Here is an 18585-nt window from a genome sequence, read left to right as displayed (position 1 = left end):
AGATTTCATTCGTTGTAGAAGGGAAGGTGTTTGAGTCATCTTTCCTTTTTTGCTAGGCAGGCTTGCTGATAGACTGGGGGAGGTAAATCTGGCTCTTTCCCTATGTCGCTTATTCGTGCCCTGCACCAACAATTAATAGATCAAGAAATTTCCGCTGTTGCCGTGGCCCAGGCGAGTTTGGCGCGGATTGAAGCGGTGGACGACAGATTGAAAAGCTTTTTGCAGGTGACAGCTCCCCAGGCGATCGCCCAGGCGGAAAAGGTTGACGCCCAGATTGCAGCGGGGGAACCCATTGGTCTACTGGCAGGCATTCCCATTGGCATTAAAGATAACCTTTGCACCAAGGGCATTGTTACCACCTGTGCTTCCCAAATTTTGCGGGGTTTTGTGCCTCCCTACGAGTCCACAGTGACGGAGAAGTTGCAAAAAGCCGGGGCGGTCATGGTGGGCAAAACTAACCTAGATGAATTTGCCATGGGCAGTTCCACGGAAAATTCCGGTTACCAAGTGACGGCTAATCCTTGGGATTTAACCAGGGTGCCAGGGGGATCTTCTGGGGGATCGGCGGCGGCCGTAGCAGCGGATGAATGTTTGATTGCTTTGGGGTCTGACACGGGGGGCTCCATTCGTCAGCCTGCTTCCCTCTGTGGGGTGGTGGGCATGAAACCCACCTATGGTTTAGTGTCCCGTTTTGGTTTGGTGGCCTATGCTTCCTCTTTGGATCAAATTGGTCCCTTTGCCCGCCGGGTAGAAGATGCGGCCATTCTGCTCCAGGCGATCGCCGGCCATGATAGTAGGGATTCCACCAGCCTAGATGTGCCCATTCCGGATTACACCCAAGCCCTGAAGCCAGATTTGAAGGGAGTGAAAGTGGGGGTAATTATGGATGCCTTTGGGGAAGGTTTAGACGATACGGTCAATGAAGCAGTGCAAACGGCGATCGCCAAACTGCGGGAATTAGGAGCCACCATTGAGGAAATCCATTGTCCCCGGTTCCGTTCCGGTATTGCGGCCTATTATGTCATTGCCCCTTCCGAAGCGTCAGCTAACCTGGCCCGTTACGATGCGGTGCGCTATGGGCTGCGGGCGGAAGCGGATAATCTGATGGAAATGTACACCCACACCAGAGCCAAGGGTTTTGGCGCAGAAGTGAAACGGCGCATTATGCTCGGCACCTATGCTCTGTCCGCCGGTTACTACGATGCCTATTACCTCAAAGCCCAAAAGGTGAGAACCCTGATTAAACAAGACTTTGATCAAGCCTTTACCAAAGTGGACGTGTTGGTTTGCCCCACTGCCCCCACTACGGCCTTCAAAGCGGGGGAAAAAACCGATGATCCCCTCAGCATGTATCTCTCCGATTTGATGACCATTCCAGTTAACTTAGCTGGTTTACCGGCCATGAGTGTGCCCTGTGGCTTTGACGACAATAATTTACCCATTGGCCTGCAATTGGTGGGCAATGTGTTAGGGGAAGAAATGCTATTCCGGGTGGGCTATGCCTATGAACAAGCCACCACATGGCACGATCGCCAACCGGATTTATCGGCCTAATATTTTATTGTTTAGCTGCTTTTCCGCAGGTCCAGCAATATTTTGAAATTGAAGCTGCAATCAAAACCGCCACGGCGATCGCCAAGGAAAATAATTGTCTTTTTCTCGGCGTTCCTGCTCCTTGGGCCTTTTTTCTGCGGTCGTAGCCCCGCCCAGGAGTTAACCGTTCCTCTCACTGACCTGTGTCCCGAACCGATCGCCGAAAGGATGACTCCCCATGTGGTGAAAGCTGGGGAAACCATTGACAGCATCGCCGCCCAATATCAACTAGTGCCGGCCACCCTGATCAGTGTGAACAATCAGTTGTCCAGTGGTCAAGTTACCCCAGGGCAGACGATTTTGATTCCCCCCTTTAACGGTCGTTTTGTTTCCGCACCAGCGGGGGCCACTTGGCGGGATTTAGCATCGGCCTATGGTTTACGGGCAGATATTTTATTTGAAATCAACGGTTGCACAGAAAAGCCCAGTCGTGCCTTTATTCCCGGCATCAGTTGGGGGGGAAATGCCCCTAGCAATGTGGATAACTACACGGGCTTGGCCCAATGGCCCATTCAACCAACTCCCAAAATTGGCCTAGATTACGGCTGGCAAAATCAGGCCGCGGGGCAAGATGCCTTTTTTCACAGTGGCGTAGATCTGTTAGCCCCCTTGGATACCCCCGTTATGGCCGCTGCCGCCGGGGAGGTGATTTTAGTTAGCCAGGAAGGGGCCTATGGTTTCCTGGTGGTCATTGACCATGGCAATGGCCGTCAAACCCGCTATGCCCATCTGAGTCGATTTGCGGTGGATCCTGGGGAAAAAGTCCCCGCTGGTACTGTAATTGGCTATGTAGGCAGTACTGGCCGACCGGATATTGCTTCATCCCATCTTCATTTTGAAGTAAGGGTTCAATCCCCTGTTGGTTGGGCGGCCCAGGATCCGAAGTTACATTTACCCCGCCCATAGTTAAACGATTTTCAGTCCTTTGTGGACCCAGGAACAACCCCTGCCTCCGCCATATTTTTGGTAAACTAACAACGCTGTTGCCTTTAGCGGTTTTGCCATGGAACTGGAACATCCTGACGATCTCTATTATTTGGATTCCCACGAGTACGTCCGCTTTGATGGGGAAACGGCCACCATTGGCCTGAGTGCCTTTGCCGTGGATGAGCTGGGGGATATTGTCTTTGTGGAGTTACCCGAAGAAGGGGACAAAGTGGAATTTGAGCAGTCCATGGGGGCAGTGGAATCGGTCAAGGCCGCCTCGGATTTATATTCCCCTGTGACGGGCACTGTGATCGAAAAAAACTCAGCTTTGGAAGATCAGCCGGAGTTGCTCAATCAAGACCCCTACGGGGAAGAAGGTTGGTTGATCAAGGTGCGCCTAGATGATGTGGAAGATGCCAAAGAAGGATTGATGGCCGCCGGAGACTACCGCGCCACCCTAGAGACGGGAGATTAGGCAGTCTGGGCGGGGGTTAGAGGTTAATCCTTTTCCCACCTAATGGATACTTTGTGACAGTTCATACTTTCGCCGTCAGGGCAAGAAATCATTATGCAAGCTGTTGATTACACTACCCTGATGGCCATTGTTGCTGAACTCCAAGGTGATTGGCTACCCGCCCGCATCGAACAGATTTATCAGCATGATCGCCATGGTTTATCCCTCGCTCTGCGCACGTTAGAAAGACGGGGTTGGCTAACCCTAGCTTGGCATCCCCAGGGGGCAAGAATTTGTTTAGATCCTCCTCCGCCCCAGGAACCGGACACGTTTACTTTTAGCGATCAACTGCGGCATCAGCTTAAAGGACTGGCCTTAATTTCTCTCAAACCCCTACAGCCCTGGGAACGGGTCATTGACCTGGCGATCGCCAAACGGCCAGGGGATGAACCTCTATACCATTTGTTTTTGGAGGTGATGGGCAAATATAGCAACCTGATTTTGACCGATGCCCAACGGCAAATTATCACCGTCGCCCACCAAGTTAACTCCCAACAATCAAGGGTTAGAACGGTACAAACGGGGCAACCCTATCAATCTCCACCGGCTTTATTGGCCACACCTCCTTCGTTGACGGAAAGCTTTAGTAGTTGGCAAGAAAGGGTGCAATTAATCCCTGGTTTATTAAGTAAACAACTGCTGAAAAGTTACCGGGGAGTTAGTCCCATGGTGGTGAAAAATTTGTTAGGCCAAGCGGATCTTGATTCCCAGGTCAGTAACCAAGATTTAACCGACGAACAATGGCAAAATATCTTTATTGCTTGGCAAAATTGGCTACAGAGGCTGGAGAAATTAGATTTTTTGGGAAAAAGTTTGCCCCAGGGCTACATAGTCTTGGCAGAAACCACTGTTGTTAATGACGTTAAGCCAACTCAAGAAGAAGGTGATCGCCCTTTGCTCCCCATTAATAAATTGGTAAGTGAATATTACCGGAGAGAGTTAGGGCGGGAAAATTTCCAGCAATTACAACACCAAATTCAACAAAAACTAAATAATCTAATTGCTAAACTGCAACAAAAAGCCGACACGTTTAAACAAAGGTTAAATGCGGCCGCCAATGCCCAGCAATATCAACGGCAGGCGGATCTGTTGATGGCCTATCTCCACCAGGGGCAACCAGGGTTAAGCTCCATCACCCTACCGGACTTTGACGACCAATCTCCCGTTACCATTTCCCTGCAGCCGGATAAAACCCTAATCCAAAACGCCCAACGACTTTACAAACAACAACAAAAATTAAACCGGGCAGAGGCGGCCATTCTCCCTTTGTTAGCAGAAGTGGAGCAGGAGTTGGCCTACCTCACCCAGGTAGAAACCAGTGTGCAGGCGTTGACCGAATTTGATGATCTGGCCGATTGGCAAACGTTAACGGAAATTCGGGATGAGTTGGCGGAACAAAACTATTTAGCCCTTAGCCATGGCCGCCCCCGCCGTAAAGAAGCGGAAACTTTTGAGCCGCACCAGAGCCTAACCCCTTCCGGTTTTCCCCTCTGGATTGGCCGTAATAATCGCCAAAATGATTACCTTAGTTTTCGGGTTGCCACCGAGTATGACCTGTGGTTCCATGCCCAGGAAATTGCCGGCAGTCATGTGTTACTCCGATTACCCCCAGGGGCGATCGCCGAAGATCAGGATTTGCAATCAGCAGCGGATTGGGCGGCCTACTACAGCCGAGGCCGGGAGGAAGAACAGGTACCGGTGGTCTATACCCAGCCTAAATATGTCTTTAAACCCAAGGGTAGTAAACCGGGCATGGTGGTTTATCAACAGGAAACGGTTATTTGGGGCAAACCTGGAGCGGTTAATCCAAAGTTGACCCACAATTGATTTTGACGACCCCAATGGTTCGCTAACCTAAGCGGTTGCGATAATCTTCATAACCAAAGGTACGCCACAGTTCAAATTCCCCCGATCGCCGCAGACAACCAATGGCGGGATGGTGGACTCCATTAAAGGTAGTGGTTTTGACCATGGTGTAGTGCATCATGTCTTCAAAAATTAGGCGATCTCCCACCTGTAAAGGTTGATCAAAGGCATAATCACCGAGAAAATCCCCCGCGAGGCAACTGGAACCCCCCAGGCGATAAACAGTATCTCCCGTTTGCGGCACTCTAGCTCCCCTTACTTCTGGCCGATAGGGCATTTCCAAGCAGTCAGGCATATGGGCCGTGAAGGAAACATCGAGCATGGCATGGGTAAATTCCGGTGTTTCGATCAGATCCTCCACCGTACTAAGTAAAAATCCTGTCTGCCAGGCGATCGCCGACCCCGGCTCCATAATCAACCGCAGATGGGGATGGCGTTGGTGGAATTCCCCAATTACTGCAATGGCATAGTCCATGTCGTAGCCTTGGCTGGTCATTAAATGGCCGCCGCCTAGGTTTAACCATTCAATTTGGGGCAAATACTCGCCAAATAATTTTTCGATCTGCCCTAGGGTTTTTTCCAAAGCTAAATGATCGCTCTCACAAAGGTTGTGGGAGAGAAAGCCCGTAATGCCCGACGGTAAATTACCCGCCAACATTGCCGCTTGCACCCCCAACCGGGAACCGGACACACAGGGATTATAAAGATCGGTCTGCACGGGGGAATATTCCGGGTTAATGCGTAAACCTGCTTTTACCGCGGTATTTTTCAACGATTCCCGATAACGATGCCATTGTCCCAAGGAGTTAAAGGTAATGTGGCTAGCCAAGGGAATAATGGCTGGCAAATCATCGGGGCGATAGGTGGGGGCATAAACGTGCACTTCTTTGCCAAATTCCTCCGCCGCCAGTCGTGCTTCCCAGAGGGAACTGGCCGACGCCCCTGCTAACCCTGACCGCAACCAGGGAAAACAAGGAAAGAGGGCAAAACCTTTCAAGGCCAACATCACCTCAATCGGGGCGGATTGCTGCAACCGTTCGAAAATCGCCAAATTTTGTTGTAACAATTCCTCTTCCAACACAAAACAGGGGGAAGGTAGGCTGGATAACCTGGGGTTTTCGAGAATGTTCACCGCAAAACTGCTCACTTTAGCTATAGATAAAGAAAAAAGACTACTGCCAATAAAACAGTAGCCCAATCAAGTCTTGAGATTAACGGAGGTTGCCGGGGAGATTTACTACAGGTACCCCAGGCCAGAAAACCTAAAAAATTTAGGAACTATGGAAAAATTACAGAATGCCGAAGAAGTGAAGTACACCTTGCCCAGAGACAAGCTCGAGGATCAGGGCAGAGGAAAAACCGATCATGGCCAAGCGACCATTCCAGTTTTCGGCGAAAGCAGTGAATCCAAATTTAGAGTTTTCGTTGTTCATGGTTAAGAATGTAATTACGAGCTGGGAGGGTTGTCTATGTAAATAAATGTAACAGAGTATTGCGCCCATGGCAAGTCTGTGGTGAAAAAGGCAACGGGAGGATAATGTTAGGCTCAAACAGAACAGAAGTGACTAACCTTCGGAGAACAAGGCAATGTTGGCCCTAATTTTGGCGATCGCCCTGTTGTGGGGCTTGATCTGGTGGGCTAGGCGTAGATCAGGTCGGAAAATTGCCTGGAGCAGAGGCCGTCGTCATTCATCAGGTTTCAAGCAGGCCATCCAAGCTTCCCGCCCAACATCACCCAGGGTGCCCGGTAAGTTACGGCGGGATCTAATTCGTATTGCGGGCAATGCCCAGGTAGCGGAAAGACTGGTAACCAATCTACGGGCCAAACATCCTGATCGCCCGGAGCACTGGTATTGGGAAAAGGCAATTTTTGACCTGGAGCGCGATCGCCATTATTAGGGCAATGGCAGGCACTGGAAACTAACCCGCCAATAATTCCCCCTAGCAGCTTCTCTGGGATTTAGAGCAATTAGGCCGGGCAATTTCCCTATTTTTTGACTGATTCCAAGACTTTAAGCACTTGAATTTTTTGCTGGGGAGACAAATCCAAAGTGGGCAAAATGGCTTTGACTTCTTGGCCTTGGGCTAAACCGGCTTCAAGTTTGCCTTTTTGTTGCTCATTAAGAATTGCTCCTAATTTTTCTAGTACTTCCAGCTTTTCAGGACTAACTTGAGAAGCCGGAGTGTCTGTCATGGTTTGGGCAGATAAGCCAGAAAAAGAAGCAAAGGTGGTCAATGTGCATGCCAGTGCCAAGACGGCGGATTTTAAAATGGATTTCATCGGTAGTAACATGGATTTTTCAAGATTTTCGGAATTTATTATCAATTCTAATTCCATTGAGCAAAACTGATTGCCAGTCTTTAAAATGCCCCCAGCCATTGAAAAACAGAGCCAGGAAAATGAGTCTGGCTTGATTAACTGGCAATCCCTCCCCCTTATTAGCTGGAGATTTTTGGTATGGTAAGGTCTCCCCCATCCCAATCAACCAATTAACTGATAATTAACTGATTTTTCTTGTCGTAACCTCCCATTGTGACTATGGCCGTTGGCACCTTCAAACAAAGTAGATTTCAACTCCCTTTGCCCCGCCTTTCCGTCATGGATCGGTATTTATTTGTGGAACTGTTTCTGCCCTTCATTTTCGGCATGGGCATGTTCACCTCCCTGGCTTTGTCCATTGGCACCCTCTTTGACCTGGTGCGGCGGGTAACGGAATCAGGCCTTCCCATGGATATTGCGGTGAAGATCCTGTTCTTGAAAATGCCGGAGTTTGTGGTGCTGGCCTTTCCCATGTCAATGTTGTTGGCCAGCTTGATGGCCTATAGCCGTCTTTCCAGCGACAGTGAATTAATTGCTCTGCGTAGCATTGGGGTTAGCATCTATCGCCTGGTGGTGCCTGCCCTACTGTTTGGCATAGTAGTTACGGGCATTGCCTTTGTTTTCAATGACCGTATTACCCCCGCCGCTAGTTATGAAGCGTTAGCTACCCTAGACCGGGCCATCCATCAAGATCGCCCCCCCCGTCAAGAGCAAAATATTATTTATCCGGAATACGGCATGGTGCGACAACCGGACGGCAACGAGAAAAATATTTTGAAGCGCTTGTTCTATGCCGAAGAATTCAACGGTAGTGAAATGAAGGGGCTAACAATCCTTGATCGAACCCAGAGCGGCGTTAACCAAGTACTAACAGCGGAAAGGGCCAGTTGGAATATTTCTGAAAATACTTGGGATTTCTACGATGGCACCGTGTATCTCATTGCCCCCGACGGTTCCTACCGCAATATTGTCCGCTTTCGCCACCAACAATTGGCGTTGCCCCGGGCCCCTCTGGATTTAGCTAGCCAGGAACGGAAGGATGGTGAGATGACCATTGCCCAATCCCGCCGTTACCTGGAAGTACTACGGTTAAGCGGGGACGACAAGAAAGTACGCAAACTAGAAGTCCGCATCCAAAAGAAATACGCTCTGCCCTTTGTTTGCTTTGTCTTTGGTTTAATCGGGGCGGCGATCGGAGTACGGCCACAGAATACCAACAAAGCTACTAGCTTTGGCATCTGTGTGGGCTTAATTTTCTTCTATTACCTACTCTCTTTTTTAAGCGAGTCTATGGGGATTTGGGGAGCCCTGGATCCGTTCACCGCCGCTTGGCTGCCTAATTTCCTGGGGTTAATTGCGGGCACTATTCTGCTGGTGCAATCTTCCCGCCTGCGTTGAAGTTGTGCCGATGCCCGTTGCCAGTTCTAGTTGTCCTTATTGCCACAGGTCTGGAGCTGACGCAGGAGTACGTCCAATTCCGCTTCTAAATAGAGGTATTGCACTTGTTGGGGAGTTGCGTAAACCTGTTTTTGGCGATCGCCAGCGGGTTTGGCAAGAACGGCAGATTTGCTCATGGAGTTGTTTTTTATAAAGGGTTTTATCAAGCGAAGGCATTATACTATTTTTTCGATGAAAAAACACAAACTTTTGTGACAATGTTCCGATTAACCCCTCCCCTCCCTCTCCAGGTCAACCAGGGTACCAGGGCGATTGCCTGGGGGGATGAATAAAAATGGTAACTTTACCCACCGTTTTGTTAGGCAAAAATACTTAATAATCTGTCCTGGGGTCGTTGCTATCCGGCGCAGATCGGTGGAACAATCGACTCTTTGGTGTTATCTGTATAGGTTGAGTTTCAGCTTGTTTACCAAAATCAGTGTGGTGTTGAGGTTGTATGGCGAATAGTACCGAGTCTGGTTCGTTGCAGTCCTCCAGCACCGTCAAGGTTCGCTCCCATTACCGACCCAACAATGGCACTGGTTCCCCCGGGGGTCGTCCCCGGCCCAAAAGGGGTTTTCTTCCCCTAGGCAAGGGCTTGGTTTGGGGGGGGTTAGTGACTTTGACTGCCACTGTAGCGGCGATCGCCGGGGTGGGCATCGGCTTTTTTACCCCTGGGCCAAAGGGGCTAGTTCAGCAGGTTATACCGGGGCAGTCGGCCGGAGTAGAAGCCGGTCAGGCAGATCTATTTCCCTATCACATCAGTCGTCCTGTCAACATTTTGGTGATGGGCATTGACCGGGTAGAACCCACAGAGGAAGAACCCAATGTGGATGAGTTTGGTGGCCGCAGTGACACCATGCTATTGGTACGATTCGATCCGAGGGAAAATGGTTTGAAATTACTTTCCATTCCCCGGGATACCAGGGTTTTCATTCCCGATGTGGGCTATACCAAAATCAACGATGCCAATGCCTATGGGGGCCCGCAGTTGGCGGCAAGGGTAATCAACCGTAACTTGGGGGAAGTCCCCATCGACCGTTACGTCAGAGTCACCACCGACGCATTACAGGAATTGGTGGATTTAGTGGGGGGAGTGGAAGTGTTTGTACCCCGGCCCATGTTTTACGAAGATAAAACCCAGCAGTTATTAATCGATTTACCCGCCGGACTGCAAACCCTGAATGGGCAACAGGCAGAACAATTTGTCCGTTTTCGCTACGACGCCAATGGGGATATTGGCCGGGTACAACGGCAGGAAACCCTGCTCAAAGCCCTGCAAAATCGCCTTAGCCATCCCAGTATGATCACCCGCATTCCCAAGGCCATTGGCATTATGCAGAAAACTGTGGACACAAATTTAACCATGGAGGAAATTCTGGCCCTGGTTAATTTTGGGCGTCAACTTGATCGCCAGGAAGTGCAAATGGTAATGTTACCGGGGCGGTTTAGCCAACCGGCGGAATTTGATGGCCGTAGCTATTGGGTGATGTCCGATGTCGGCAAAAGGCAAGTGCTCAGGAACTACTTTGATGTCATTGAAGAAGTCCCCACTTGGGCTGAAACTCCCGGGCGATCGCCGGAAAGTTTACGCATTGCCCTGCAAAATGCCACTGACGATCCCCAGGCCCTGGAACGGGTGAAGGAATATTTACAATCCAAGGACTTCCGCAATTTTTATGAAACATCGGAATCCCCGCAACTATTAGCAGAGACAAAAATTCTGGTACAGCGGGGGGACTTAGATGGAGCCCATTATCTGCGGCAAACCTTGGGGGGAGGAGTGGTGGAAGCTTCCTCCGTCGGCGACCTAGGCTCGGATTTAACTATTCAAGTGGGCATGGACCTTGACCAATGGCTCAAGGAATCTACCCCGGTGGACGACTCCACCCCTCAATTTTGATGTTCCAGATTTTTGGTTTTTTCTTCTACTCGATCGCCATTGAGGTTGGCTTCAGGGAAGCTTGGGATATTCTGTCTATTTAATTTTGCCTGAAGATCAATCTAGAAGAACTGAGATTAGCCCCGGACCAACAGGGTCGCAAGGGGAGCCAGCCAGCGGGCCAACCGATTTTGTAAACGATCTAAAAGGGAAGGGGATGGAAATTGCCTTTGCTCTCCGGGATATTGAGCGAGGATTTGCTTAGCCAAAGGTGTCAGGCGAAAACTGTCCGTAATTCCCTGGCCGTCCACTTCCCGTCGCAATAGCCCCACCTGAATGAGCCACATCAATTCCCGCTCCACCCGATTTTCTGTTAATGCTTGCCCACAAAAACCTTGCTCAACTCCCCCAGCCCCGGCGATCGTTGGTAGGGGCACACTGGCTTGGGCCATAGCCCGAAATAAGTTCAAATAAAAGGGACAACACTGGAAAGCTCTTTGGGCCCGATTGTAGGTGTGGGCAGTGTAACCAGCTAATGCTTTAGGGGATGCCAAAAAAGTGTTCATGGCGAAATTAAGTCAAAAATTTAGCAGTTTACAGAGGCGATTTATCGGCGGGTAAGACTATACAGTATCGGGAAAAAATTAAGAACGGTCAAAGAATCTGGACATATCACAACCCACAATCTAGTATTCAAAATCCTTCTGCCTGGCCTTATTTGGTCGTATTTACCCATTGTGCCCAAATCCGACCATTGTTGCCAATTATTCCCCAGGTAACCACGGCGATCGCCAAGGAAAGATTTAAGTATTTTTTCCCATTCTCCCTAATCCTGCGGCCAAGGAGCTGGGTTAACGTTAGGGCAAGTCGGATGTCCTGGTGTGACCGGGTCATTTTTTTGCTATTTATTCCCCAGGAGTTTTTCAATGTTAAAAATCGGCATCAACGGCTTTGGCCGCATTGGTCGTCTTGTGGCCCGCATCGCCATGGCCAATCCCCAAGTGACCCTAGTGGGCATCAATGACCTCGTTCCAGCCTCTAACCTGGCCTATTTGTTTAAATACGATTCCACCCATGGTTCCTACGGTGGCACCGTGGTAGCCAAGGAAGAGGGCATTGTCATTGACGACCAATTTATCCCTTGTTTTTCCCAACGGGACCCGGCCCAATTACCCTGGGGAGATCTAGGGGCGGATTACGTCGTAGAATCCACGGGTCTATTTACCACCTACGCCACCGCTGAAAACCATCTCAAAGCCGGTGCCAAACGGGTAATTATTTCCGCTCCCAGTAAGGATCCCGAAAAAATTCCCACCTTTGTGGTGGGGGTGAACCATCTCAACTACAACGCCGACACTGACAAAATTGTTTCCAATGCCAGTTGCACCACCAATTGCCTGGCTCCGATCGCCAAAATATTAGACGATAATTTCGGCATTGTGGAAGGATTGATGACCACAGTCCACGCCATGACCGCCACCCAGCCCACCGTCGATGGCCCGAGCAAAAAAGATTTTCGGGGAGGTAGGGGGGCAGCCCAAAACATTATTCCCTCATCCACCGGAGCGGCTAAGGCAGCGGCTTTAGTGCTACCGCAGTTAAAAGGTAAATTAACCGGCATGGCCTTCCGGGTCCCCACCCCCAACGTGTCTGTGGTGGATCTAACTTTTAAAACGGAAAAAGCCACGAGTTACGAAGAAATTTGTGCTGCCATGAAAACCGCCGCCGAGGGGGAACTTAAAGGAATTTTGGGCTACACAGCAGATGATGTGGTGTCCATGGATTTCCGTACCGATCCTCGCTCCAGTATTTTCGACGCCGGGGCCGGCATTGGTCTGAACAGCAACTTTTTTAAAGTAGTTTCTTGGTACGATAACGAATGGGGCTATTCCTGTAGGGTCATTGACTTAATGTTGACCATGGCGAGCAAAGACGGTTTGGTCTAGGTTTGGTATTTGTTAAGTTATCAAGCCCAGGAAAATCAGAGCAGTCATCGTCCAACAGCCTATGACTTGTCTCAGTTAGTCTAGATTTACCGGGGTAATAAAGTAATCCCGGTAACTTTATTTATGTTTAGTTAACCCCCTTTAGCAAAACTACCCATCACTAGGGCGGATAGCAAAATACCAGGGACAAGGAGGACAACTAACATCAACAGTTGATCGGCGGTCATGGTAAAAATTCCACTAATTCAAAAAACTCACAATGCCTGGGCCACTAGCCCAAGTGAGGGACAAACCCTATGGGCATGGTAACGGAGATTTTTGATTTTTCACCATTTTCGGGGAAATGGTTTGCTTGCCATGGGCTAAAGTTTAACTAGGTTATCAGGAAGTTGTTCCTAAACCCTGAAAAAGAGGAAGCTATATTGGATGAAAAAGCACTCCAGTTAGGAGGTGTTTTAAAAGCCCTTCGGTTCCCAAAGCTGGGAGAAGCCAGAGAAAAAGCCTCCAGCACTGTGGTCCTCGGAGTGGGTCGATGGAGGAAGCAAACTAAAACGTTGCAAACATGCTCTTAAAAGGAGGAGCTAGACGGCTCATAATCATCACCTTTGTAACCAGGAGAGAATATGACAACTACCCTTAAACTACAGCCGGCGATCGCCATTGATTCAGATAAATTTTTCCAGATCTGTCAACAGAACCCTGAATTAATCATTGAAGAAAATGCCCAAGGAGAATTGCTGATTATGTCCCCCACGGGTGGCGAAACTGGTCGCAAAAATGCAGAACTAATTGGCGATTTTATTATCTGGAACCGAAAACATAAATTGGGTTTTGTTTTTGATTCCTCCACTTGTTTTCAGCTCCCCCAAGGGGGACGGCGATCGCCGGATATATCTTGGGTCAAAAAAGAACGTTGGCTGGATTTATCTACAGAAGAAAGAGAAAAATTTCCACCCATTTGCCCAGATTTTGTGTTGGAGCTACTTTCTCCCAGCGATACCTTAACTGCAACTCAAGCCAAAATGGAAGAATATTTAGCTTCTGGATTATGCCTAGGTTGGTTAATTGACCCCCAAGGTCAACGAGTGGAAGTTTATCGCAGTAATCTGCCCAAAGAAATCTTGGTTAAACCCAATCAATTATTAGGAGAGAACATTTTACTGAACTTTGTTTTAGAAATTGACTGGTTATGGGAATAATTTTTTCATTACCCAACTCAAAAGATTTTCAGAAAAAAGCTTAAGAAAATCGATTTCAACTACATAGACCTATTTTTATTCGTCAGGTTCAGACTAGTATTGAATCAATTATGAGTAGGAGGAAGTATCGTTCCTTTATGAAAGATAAAATATCAAACAACTAAACTAATAATCTAATCATAAAGATCAGGTTCAGAAGTAAAGTGACAACGATAATTGAGCGCTTTTTCTAATTGCTTTTTATAGGCCTTTTCTTCCACTTCGTAGGCACCAAACCGTTTTAGATGGGGATTTTGTAGCTGGGCATCAAATAATTGATAGCTCCGTTGTCGTAGATGTTGCACCAGTTTAACCATGGCAACTTTGGAAGCTTCAGGAATGGTATAAAACATCGATTCTCCAATGAAAGCCCCCCGGATGGCAATGCCTAAAATTCCCCCTGCTAGGCGATCGCCATGCCAAGTTTCAAAGCTGTGGGCCCAACCAGCCACATGAAAAGTATGGTAAACCTCAATTAATTCTTGAGAAATCCAAGTTTCAGGGCGAGCGGCACACCCTTCACAAACGGCGGTGAAAGCTTGATTAATTTTGACTTGGAAACGATTTTGATTGAGCACCCGTTGCAAAGATTTGGGATAACGAAATTGATCATCCAGGGGAATTAGGGCATGGCGATCGCTGGAATACCAGCCCAATCCATGGCGGTCGTCGGCCATTAAAAATAGACCCTGGGCATATTGAGCAATGGCATAGTCAACATCAATTTTCACCCTTCATTTCCTCGCAATTGCCTGGTAATTCCTGGGAGTCAATCATTATTTTTGCTAATCTTCCCCGGCATGGTAGGAACTCCGCACCAATGGTCCTGATCGCACATGGCTAAAACCCAAATCCTTGGCAATTTCCCCCAACTGATCAAACTCCTCTGGAGTCCAATATTTTTGCACGGGCAGATGGTCTAGGGATGGTTGCATATATTGTCCCAACGTCAGGCGATCGCAACCTACAGAGCGCAAATCCTTGAGGGTTTCCACCACTTCATCCACCGTTTCCCCGTGGCCCAACATCAACCCAGATTTGGTGAAAATGTCGGGATCAAATTCCTTTATCCAGCGCAACACATCTAAGGAGCGTTGATATTTTGCCCCCCGTCGTACTTTACCCTGTAATCTAGCCACCGTTTCCAAGTTGTGGTTATAGCAAACCGGTTTGGCTTTAGTCACCGTCAGTACTCGCTCTTTTTGGCTTCTTTCCCTACCCATACCGCCCCAAAAATCCGGTGTTAAAACCTCTATTTGAGTAGCAGGATTATCCTGGCGAATACGCTCCATTACCGCTACAAACCAGCCTGCACCGCCATCGGTTAAATCATCCCTAGCAACGGAAGTTAATACCACATATTTTAGACCCAACAATTGCACTGCTTCCGCTACTTTTCTCGGCTCATCCTGATCCAACATCATGGGAGCCTGGCCCTTTTCCACCTGACAAAAACCACATGCCCTAGTACAAATTTGACCCATTAATAAAAAAGTTGCCGTTCGGTTGGCGTAACATTCCCCCCGATTGGGACAGCGGCCTTCTTCGCAAATGGTATGAATTTGGCGCTGTTTAATAATCTGCTGAACCGTAGATAATTCACTAGCTCTACCAATGGGCCGTTTCAACCAACTGGGTAAGCGTGGGGGGAACTCACGGGGCAAGGAAGAGCCATTCATAAATGATTGTTGGGGCACAGGGCAAAATAGGTCAATCTTATTAAATCGGACTGGAAGTCATGGCGATCGCCGTGGGTAGTATTGGTCGACACACCAAAACATTAACAATTTTTCCCAGCACCACTAGCTAGTTTTGGCCACCTCTTGACGGGACAATCTTTGCACCGTTTCTCCTTTAAGCAAACGATCCGTTTCCTGTAAAACTTCCAACACCTTCTGCCGATGGGGACTGGGGGCTAAACATTGCCAGAGCTGTTGTCGATCAAAGTTGCTGGCCGGTTGGCCGGGGAACCAATGGCCGCCATTGCCCAACAGGTTGTAGCGCATTTTGCTGTACTCCACCAGGTCGAAGCTTTGGCAAAGATTATAAAGCCAGAGAATTTTAGGGATATTGATTTCCCCAGGGGTCTGCTCCGGGCTGGGTAAGCCGATGCGCCAACTGTTGACCCAATCTTCTCCTAAAGCTTCCACCATGGCCCCATGGAGCTTTGCCAAAATTGGTTGCAGAACTTTTTCGGTCTCCTGGTCTGACGCTAGATAAGATAAGGTTTTTAAATGCTCATCAAAGTCCGCCGGCCGCGATGCGCCAATGCTGAGGGTATGTACCTGGGGATGGGATAAACAGAAAAGATTATTAAATATGATCGGGCTGAGGGGTTGGCATAAATTCACTAGCTTTTCGGGCGGGTTATAGAGTTGTCCCCCTTTATCGGACGGGCTAATAATAAAGACCCCCATATCCTGGGCTGTCGCAGCGGCGATCGCCGGCCAATTATCTTGAAAAATGTAGTACCAGTGGAGGTTGACGTAATCAAATTCCCCGGAATTAATGGCTTCGGTAATGATGGCGGTGGGACCATGGGTGGAAAAACCCACGAAACGCACTCGGCCTTCCCTTTGTAACTGCCGACAAACATCCAAACAACCGCCGGGGCGTAAACTTTGCTCTAGGGTTTCCCGGTTATTAATGCCGTGGATACCCAACAAATCGACATATTCCAGATTTAAATAGCCCAAAGATTTATCAAACTCCCGACGAAATTCCTTGGGGTCATCCTTGGGACTAACTTTTGTTTGCACAATCAATGTTTCCCTGGGTAACCGGGGCAAAATTTTTCCCAACTGCATTTCGGAAGTGCCATAACCCCTAGCTGTTTCAATGTGGTTAATGCCCAACTCCAGGGAACGCTCAATGGTACTTTGCAAATTGTGTTGGTTATCCTTGGGAACCTGGGCAAAGGGCGCATCCTGCCATTGGAACTGATAGCGCATGCCCCCACAGGAAAAAACCGGCATGGACAATTCAGTACGGCCAAAACGTCGATAAAGCATAGGGTTGGGGAAATTTGCGGAACTGCGATCGGGAAATGTCATTGCTTGATTATTTTTTAGGGTAACCCAAAGCCCCCTGGGCACCCAGGTAAGTTCCTCGACGGATACGCAAAGCCCTTAAAATAAAACTCGGTTTGCATTGTGAAATTACGGCGTAATGGCTGATTGGCTGCTGATTACGTCCCTATAGGAGAACAGTTTATGACGGCATTAACGGCACAGGTGGCATTGGTAACGGGGGCATCCCGGGGTATTGGTAAAGCGACGGCTTTGGCCCTGGCCGCCACGGGCATGAAAGTGGTAGTGAACTATGCTCAATCCAGTACGGCCGCCGATGCTGTGGTAGCGGAAATTATTGCCAACGGGGGAGAGGCGATCGCCGTGCAGGCCAATGTGGCTAATGCTGACGAAGTGGATCAACTGATTAAAACCACGCTGGATAAATTTAGTCGCATCGATGTGTTAGTGAACAATGCTGGCATTACCAGGGATACGCTGTTGTTGAGAATGAAACTGGAAGATTGGCAAGCGGTCATTGACTTGAATTTAACCGGGGTGTTTCTTTGCACCAAAGCGGTGTCTAAGTTAATGCTCAAGCAAAAAAGTGGGCGTATCATTAACATCACTTCTGTAGCGGGCATGATGGGGAATCCGGGGCAAGCTAACTACAGCGCCGCTAAGGCTGGGGTAATTGGTTTTACTAAAACCGTTGCCAAAGAGTTGGCCAGTCGGGGGGTAACTGTCAATGCCGTAGCTCCTGGTTTCATTGCCACGGATATGACGGAAAATCTCAATGCAGAGCCAATTTTGCAATTTATTCCCCTGGCTCGCTATGGTCAACCGGAGGAAGTGGCGGGCACCATCCGTTTTTTAGCCACAGATCCAGCAGCGGCCTATATCACGGGACAAACATTTAATGTGGATGGCGGCATGGTAATGTTCTAATGTTGTACTGGTGGGATGGACAATGGTTTGAGCAGGAGGTAATCTCTTTACCAGTTAACGATCCGGGGTTGTTGTATGGGGCGACGGTGTTTACCACCCTGAGGGTTTACCAACAATGGCTCGACCATCCCCTCACTCACTGGGCTGACCATGGCGATCGCCTACAGCAGAGTTTATTTGCCCTGCAATGGCCTGCACCGGATTGGGAACAGATAGAGCAAGCGGCTCGGCATTTGAGTCAGCATTACCCGATCCTGCGTGTAATCTGTTTTCCTTCTGGTCAAGTATTAATTACGGGGCGGGAATTGACTGAGGATTTGCAACAAAGGCAACAATTAGGCATTAAAGCTTGGTTGATGCCCCCCGGTCGTTACCAACGTTCCCTCGCAGAATTGAAAACGGGCAATTATTTAGCCCCTTGGTTGGCCCAACGTATTGCCCAGGAAAATAATGCCCAGGAAGCCATTTTGACCGATATTAATGGCCATTGGTTGGAAACCGCGACGGGTAATCTTTGGGGTTGGCGGGACGGTGAATTTTTTACGCCCCTTTTAACAGGACAACAATTACCAGGCATTACTCTCCACTATTTGCGGACATGGTTGGAGAATCAGGGCGTAACTATCCACGGCGATCGGTGGTCAAAGGATTTGGTCCGTACCTTTCAGGGGTTGGCCTACTGCAATAGCGGCGTCGAAATTGTCCCCATCAATCAGGTGGGAGAGAAAGGGCAACCATGGTTGAATTTTGCTTCTGCCCGGAGTAGGGAATATTACCTATTAGCTAGGTATTGGGTAACGAATTGCTGAATTTTTACTCAAGACAACGTAAACAAAAATTACGAAAAGACCTAATTTATTCCGATTCTGTAAAGATCCATCTCAATTTTTTCCTCGGAACTAAATC

20 protein-coding genes are annotated in these 18585 nt (G+C 48.7%); 11 read left to right on the top strand and 9 right to left on the bottom strand.

What is annotated here, in order from left to right:
- Positions 1-102: 102 nt before the first annotated feature.
- The 4 genes from gatA (at position 103) to H6G46_RS08715 (ending at position 4861) form a co-directional block, all read left to right on the top strand.
- Positions 103-1554 carry an Asp-tRNA(Asn)/Glu-tRNA(Gln) amidotransferase subunit GatA gene (gene gatA, locus H6G46_RS08730; protein WP_010872228.1) on the top strand — a complete coding sequence of 484 codons (1452 nt, stop codon included), beginning with the start codon at positions 103-105 and terminating at the stop codon, positions 1552-1554.
- A gap of 48 nt (positions 1555-1602) precedes the next feature.
- A complete protein-coding gene (locus tag H6G46_RS08725) occupies positions 1603-2499 on the top strand; it encodes a M23 family metallopeptidase (RefSeq protein WP_223211350.1) in 897 nt (298 codons plus the stop codon).
- Between the two features lie 97 nt (positions 2500-2596).
- The gene (gene gcvH, locus H6G46_RS08720; RefSeq protein ID WP_010872230.1) at positions 2597-2995 is read left to right on the top strand and encodes a glycine cleavage system protein GcvH; all 399 of its coding nucleotides are present in this window, start codon (positions 2597-2599) and stop codon (positions 2993-2995) included.
- Positions 2996-3088: 93 nt separating this feature from the next.
- A complete protein-coding gene (locus H6G46_RS08715; protein ID WP_010872231.1) occupies positions 3089-4861 on the top strand; it encodes an NFACT family protein in 1773 nt (590 codons plus the stop codon).
- 22 nt (positions 4862-4883) lie between these two features.
- Here H6G46_RS08715 and nspC read toward each other — a convergent pair whose 3' ends face one another.
- Complete coding sequence (nspC, locus tag H6G46_RS08710; protein ID WP_020861624.1) at positions 4884-6032, bottom strand: carboxynorspermidine decarboxylase; 1149 nt, start codon at positions 6030-6032, stop codon at positions 4884-4886.
- A 157-nt stretch (positions 6033-6189) separates the two neighbouring features.
- On the bottom strand, positions 6190-6402 hold the full coding sequence (locus H6G46_RS08705; RefSeq protein WP_010872233.1) for a chlorophyll a/b-binding protein: 213 nt from the start codon (positions 6400-6402) through the stop codon (positions 6190-6192).
- A gap of 85 nt (positions 6403-6487) precedes the next feature.
- Here H6G46_RS08705 and H6G46_RS08700 point away from each other — a divergent pair, with 85 nt between their 5' ends.
- A complete protein-coding gene (locus H6G46_RS08700; RefSeq protein ID WP_010872234.1) occupies positions 6488-6799 on the top strand; it encodes a hypothetical protein in 312 nt (103 codons plus the stop codon).
- 88 nt (positions 6800-6887) lie between these two features.
- Here the strand turns inward: H6G46_RS08700 and H6G46_RS08695 are convergent, their stop codons facing one another.
- Positions 6888-7181, bottom strand: coding sequence for a hypothetical protein (locus tag H6G46_RS08695; RefSeq protein ID WP_242018591.1), 294 nt, complete (start codon positions 7179-7181; stop codon positions 6888-6890).
- A gap of 252 nt (positions 7182-7433) precedes the next feature.
- Here H6G46_RS08695 and H6G46_RS08690 point away from each other — a divergent pair, with 252 nt between their 5' ends.
- A complete protein-coding gene (locus H6G46_RS08690; RefSeq protein ID WP_010872236.1) occupies positions 7434-8618 on the top strand; it encodes an LptF/LptG family permease in 1185 nt (394 codons plus the stop codon).
- A 26-nt stretch (positions 8619-8644) separates the two neighbouring features.
- Here H6G46_RS08690 and H6G46_RS08685 read toward each other — a convergent pair whose 3' ends face one another.
- Positions 8645-8794: a hypothetical protein gene (locus H6G46_RS08685; RefSeq protein WP_158299072.1), complete on the bottom strand. Its 150-nt coding sequence runs from the start codon at positions 8792-8794 to the stop codon at positions 8645-8647.
- Positions 8795-9114: 320 nt separating this feature from the next.
- Between H6G46_RS08685 and H6G46_RS08680 the strand changes: the two genes are divergently transcribed.
- Positions 9115-10560 carry an LCP family protein gene (locus H6G46_RS08680; RefSeq protein ID WP_010872237.1) on the top strand — a complete coding sequence of 482 codons (1446 nt, stop codon included), beginning with the start codon at positions 9115-9117 and terminating at the stop codon, positions 10558-10560.
- 116 nt (positions 10561-10676) lie between these two features.
- Here the strand turns inward: H6G46_RS08680 and H6G46_RS08675 are convergent, their stop codons facing one another.
- Together H6G46_RS08675 and H6G46_RS08670 are read right to left on the bottom strand one after the other, a co-directional pair.
- Positions 10677-11105 (bottom strand): Npun_F0494 family protein, encoded by a 429-nt coding sequence (locus H6G46_RS08675; protein WP_010872238.1) that lies wholly within the window; start codon positions 11103-11105, stop codon positions 10677-10679.
- A 148-nt stretch (positions 11106-11253) separates the two neighbouring features.
- The gene (locus H6G46_RS08670; RefSeq protein WP_041428172.1) at positions 11254-11433 is read right to left on the bottom strand and encodes a hypothetical protein; all 180 of its coding nucleotides are present in this window, start codon (positions 11431-11433) and stop codon (positions 11254-11256) included.
- A 32-nt stretch (positions 11434-11465) separates the two neighbouring features.
- On the opposite strand from H6G46_RS08670, the gene gap reads away from it, so the two are divergent.
- On the top strand, positions 11466-12485 hold the full coding sequence (gap, locus tag H6G46_RS08665; RefSeq protein WP_014407094.1) for a type I glyceraldehyde-3-phosphate dehydrogenase: 1020 nt from the start codon (positions 11466-11468) through the stop codon (positions 12483-12485).
- Between the two features lie 623 nt (positions 12486-13108).
- Positions 13109-13684, top strand: a complete 576-nt coding sequence (locus H6G46_RS08660; protein ID WP_010872240.1) for a Uma2 family endonuclease — start codon at positions 13109-13111, stop codon at positions 13682-13684.
- Positions 13685-13857: 173 nt separating this feature from the next.
- On the opposite strand, the gene aat is transcribed toward H6G46_RS08660, so the two are convergent.
- From aat to H6G46_RS08645, 3 genes are all read right to left on the bottom strand, one after another.
- Complete coding sequence (gene aat / locus H6G46_RS08655; RefSeq protein WP_010872241.1) at positions 13858-14454, bottom strand: leucyl/phenylalanyl-tRNA--protein transferase; 597 nt, start codon at positions 14452-14454, stop codon at positions 13858-13860.
- Between the two features lie 54 nt (positions 14455-14508).
- Positions 14509-15420, bottom strand: a complete 912-nt coding sequence (gene lipA, locus H6G46_RS08650; protein ID WP_010872242.1) for a lipoyl synthase — start codon at positions 15418-15420, stop codon at positions 14509-14511.
- 105 nt (positions 15421-15525) lie between these two features.
- Positions 15526-16818: an aldo/keto reductase gene (locus H6G46_RS08645; RefSeq protein ID WP_010872243.1), complete on the bottom strand. Its 1293-nt coding sequence runs from the start codon at positions 16816-16818 to the stop codon at positions 15526-15528.
- Between the two features lie 117 nt (positions 16819-16935).
- On the opposite strand from H6G46_RS08645, the gene fabG reads away from it, so the two are divergent.
- Positions 16936-17679 (top strand): 3-oxoacyl-[acyl-carrier-protein] reductase, encoded by a 744-nt coding sequence (fabG, locus tag H6G46_RS08640; RefSeq protein WP_010872244.1) that lies wholly within the window; start codon positions 16936-16938, stop codon positions 17677-17679.
- Positions 17679-18488 (top strand): aminotransferase class IV, encoded by an 810-nt coding sequence (locus tag H6G46_RS08635; RefSeq protein WP_010872245.1) that lies wholly within the window; start codon positions 17679-17681, stop codon positions 18486-18488. The genes fabG and H6G46_RS08635 overlap by 1 nt, the downstream gene beginning before the upstream one ends.
- Positions 18489-18585 lie beyond the last annotated feature (97 nt).

Origin of the sequence: Synechocystis sp. FACHB-908, from assembly GCF_014698595.1 — a bacterium.
Lineage (GTDB): Bacteria > Cyanobacteriota > Cyanobacteriia > Cyanobacteriales > Microcystaceae > Synechocystis.
The sequence above is the reverse complement of the archived record's forward strand: the minus strand, read 5'-3'. Positions and strand labels throughout refer to the sequence as shown.

Bases quoted from the DNA above. Each gene is read 5' to 3' on its own strand.
- H6G46_RS08670 (WP_041428172.1), bottom strand. From the start codon at position 11,433: ATGACCCGGTCACACCAGGACATCCGACTTGCCCTAACGTTAACCCAG.
- H6G46_RS08695 (WP_242018591.1), bottom strand. From the start codon at position 7,181: ATGAAATCCATTTTAAAATCCGCCGTCTTGGCACTGGCATGCACATTG.
- H6G46_RS08715 (WP_010872231.1), top strand. From the start codon at position 3,089: ATGCAAGCTGTTGATTACACTACCCTGATGGCCATTGTTGCTGAACTC.
- H6G46_RS08705 (WP_010872233.1), bottom strand. From the start codon at position 6,402: ATGGGCGCAATACTCTGTTACATTTATTTACATAGACAACCCTCCCAG.
- H6G46_RS08680 (WP_010872237.1), top strand. From the start codon at position 9,115: ATGGCGAATAGTACCGAGTCTGGTTCGTTGCAGTCCTCCAGCACCGTC.
- gatA (WP_010872228.1), top strand. From the start codon at position 103: ATGTCGCTTATTCGTGCCCTGCACCAACAATTAATAGATCAAGAAATT.
- H6G46_RS08660 (WP_010872240.1), top strand. From the start codon at position 13,109: ATGACAACTACCCTTAAACTACAGCCGGCGATCGCCATTGATTCAGAT.
- H6G46_RS08635 (WP_010872245.1), top strand. From the start codon at position 17,679: ATGTTGTACTGGTGGGATGGACAATGGTTTGAGCAGGAGGTAATCTCT.
- gcvH (WP_010872230.1), top strand. From the start codon at position 2,597: ATGGAACTGGAACATCCTGACGATCTCTATTATTTGGATTCCCACGAG.
- H6G46_RS08685 (WP_158299072.1), bottom strand. From the start codon at position 8,794: ATGAGCAAATCTGCCGTTCTTGCCAAACCCGCTGGCGATCGCCAAAAA.
- gap (WP_014407094.1), top strand. From the start codon at position 11,466: ATGTTAAAAATCGGCATCAACGGCTTTGGCCGCATTGGTCGTCTTGTG.
- H6G46_RS08700 (WP_010872234.1), top strand. From the start codon at position 6,488: ATGTTGGCCCTAATTTTGGCGATCGCCCTGTTGTGGGGCTTGATCTGG.
- H6G46_RS08675 (WP_010872238.1), bottom strand. From the start codon at position 11,105: ATGAACACTTTTTTGGCATCCCCTAAAGCATTAGCTGGTTACACTGCC.
- fabG (WP_010872244.1), top strand. From the start codon at position 16,936: ATGACGGCATTAACGGCACAGGTGGCATTGGTAACGGGGGCATCCCGG.